This is a genomic window from Streptomyces sp. NPDC059477 (assembly GCF_042749375.1).
Classification (GTDB): domain Bacteria; phylum Actinomycetota; class Actinomycetes; order Streptomycetales; family Streptomycetaceae; genus Streptomyces.
Genome location: NZ_JBHYUG010000187.1, coordinates 1 through 2,649, shown reverse-complemented (window position 1 = coordinate 2,649; position 2,649 = coordinate 1). Strand labels below are relative to the sequence as shown.

Genomic DNA, 2,649 nt, shown 5'->3' with positions numbered 1-2,649 from the left:
GTCGATCTGAACTTCAACGCGCCGGCGTCGGGCGAGATCACCGTGCCCGCGTACCCGGACGTCATGCAGCTGCTCCAGCCCGGCAACCGCCTGGTCGTCATCCGGGACGACGCGATCTGGTGTGCGGGGCCGCTGGAGGAACCGCAGAACTACGTGTGGGACCTCGGCACGAACGCCGGCGTCGGCACGGTGACCCTGCGGTTCACCGACGACCTCGGGCGGATCGCCGGATACCTCACCTACCCCGAGCCGGACGAGACGTTCGAGGATCAGACCACGACGAGCAACGTCGAGAGGGTGTTTACGGACGTCGGCAGCGAGTCCGTCATCCGCACGCTGGTGAATGAGAACTGCGGGCCCGCCGCGCTCGCCGCGCGCAGGATCGAGCGCCTGGTCCTCGACACCGCCGCAGGCGCCGGGACGGACATCACGTTCCAAACACGGTTCGAGCCCTTGCTGGATGCGTGCCGCACGCTCGCGGCGGCCGGCACCGGTCTCGGGTTCCGAACGAGGCAGGTCGGCTCGCAGATCAGGTTCGGGGTGTACGCGCCCACGGACCGGACCGGCACCGCGCGGTTCTCGGCCGGGCTCGGCAATCTCCGGTCCGTCAGCTTCACGCTGGGTGCGCCGACAGCGACCTCGGAGCTGGTCCAGGGCGGCGACGATCCCGCCCAGGAGGCGACGCCGCCCAACGAGCGGGAGTTCGTGGAGGTCACCGACAGCGAGGCGGTGGCGCAGTGGTACCGGGTGGAGAAGCTGCTGGAGAAGTCGGGCACGAGCAGCGGCGGCGGCGCGCTCATCCTGGCCGGGGTCGCCGCCCTGAACGAGGACGGGCCTCAGGTCGGCCTCTCCACGGTGACGGTGGACACCGAGGACCTGAAGGCGGGCCGTGACTACGGGCTCGGGGACCGGGTGACGGTCGTGCTGCCCACCGGCCTGGAGGTCGCCGATCTGGTGCAGACGATCCGCCTGGAGGCCACGCCTGATGACGGCGAGGTCGTGACCACCGTGGTCGGCACCAGCGACAAGGAAACGACGCCGGCGAGCGCGCGGACGATGCGCGACATCCTCCGGCGGCTCAGAGAACGGGAAGCGAGGTAGCAGCGCGTGGCGCAGAACTCATGGCCGCAGCCGGGCTACAACGACCGGGCCGTGACCGACAGCGAGTACGAGTACCTGGCCGCCCGGTACTCGGACGACGGCGTGTACGGGACACCGACATCCACGCAGGTCGTCACGGCCGGTACGGGCCGGACGGTGAACATCCGCACCGGGGTACGCGCCTCGCTGCGCGGGCACGCCTGGTACTCCGGCACCAGCACCGTCACCCTGCCGATCGACGCCAACACGAGCGGGTCCACGCGGGTGGACTGGGTGGTGCTGCGGCTGGACCGCTCCGACTGGACGGTGACCGCCGCGATCCGCAAAGGCACCCCCGGCTCGGGGACCCCGGCTCTCGTACAGACCGAGGCCGACACCGGTCTCTACGAGATCCCCCTCGCCCGGGTCACCCTGCTCACGGGCGCCGGGACCGTGACCGTCGCCCGCGCCGAGCTGTACGTCGGCACACGGACCCGGCCCTGCACGTCGACCACCCGCAACCCCACGCCGCGTATGGGCGAGATGGGATACGAGACGAACACCGGGCGGGTGGTGCTGTGGACGGGATCCAGCTGGCAGATCGTCGCCGACGACTCGGGAACGATCCTCATCGACAGCCCGCTGTCCGCGTGGAGCATCTCAGTGCAATCCGTGCTGGAACTCCGCAACGGGAGCGTGCACCTGCGCATGGGGAGTTTCGAGCGGGCGGCGGGGACGCTCGCCGGAACCACCACGGCCCGCATGCCGGTGCTGATCCCCGCCGCCTACCGGCATCCGTCCCGGGACCAGTACGCGCTCGCCTGGCTGACCGGCAACCGCATCGGCCGCATGATCATCTACTCGGCCGCGAGCGACCGCCCCGGCCAGGTCTGGATCACCAACAAACCATCGATCGCGACCGGCGAGTTCGTGCTCCCGGTCTCCGGAATCAGCTGGGCGGTATGACGTGGCACGGTACGAGTTCGGGCGGGGGATCGCGGACTATGCGGTGGCTCCCAGTGACGGGCTGTGGGGTGTGGCCGCCGGGGTGGTCGTGACGTTCTGGGACTCGGTCACCGAGGGCACCCAGCTCACGGACCTACGGGACGCTGGCGACGCCCCGATCACCCAGGTCACCACCGGAGAGCAGGGGCAGGTCCCGCGCTTCTTCGGCCCGGACGGTGTGACGGGGATGTGGGCCGAGGCGGGCGGCGGGCAGCGCGTGTGGATCTCAGCGCACAACGCGAACGCAGGCGGCGGCCCGACGGGATCGGTCCGGGACTGGCTGAACGTCCGCGACTACGGGGCGGCCGGGGACAACGTCACCGACGACACCGCGGCGATCCAGGCCGCGCTGGCGGCGTGCCCGATGGGCGGGGTGGTGTACCTGCCGGTCGGCGCCTACCGCACCAGCGCCCCGCTGACGATCCCGCCCGCCGTCACCCTCCAGGGCACCCACACCAACCTCATGACCGTCGTCGACCTCACCGATCCGCCCTGCTACATCCGGCCCCTCGCATCCTTCGCAGGCGACGCCGTCATCTCGTTCCTCGACGAGATCGACGGCGG

At 70.8% G+C, this 2,649-nt stretch carries 3 protein-coding genes; all 3 read left to right on the top strand.

The features are described 5' to 3' along the window. The coding region (locus ACFXAZ_RS39465; protein WP_384601896.1) for a siphovirus ReqiPepy6 Gp37-like family protein at positions 1 to 1,101 on the top strand (1,101 nt) is incomplete at its 5' end. A gap of 6 nt (positions 1,102 to 1,107) precedes the next feature. After that, the gene (locus ACFXAZ_RS39460) at positions 1,108 to 2,046 is read left to right on the top strand and encodes a hypothetical protein (protein WP_384601893.1); all 939 of its coding nucleotides are present in this window, start codon (positions 1,108 to 1,110) and stop codon (positions 2,044 to 2,046) included. Between the two features lies 1 nt (position 2,047). Further along, the coding region (locus ACFXAZ_RS39455; protein WP_384601890.1) for a glycosyl hydrolase family 28-related protein at positions 2,048 to 2,649 on the top strand (602 nt) is incomplete at its 3' end.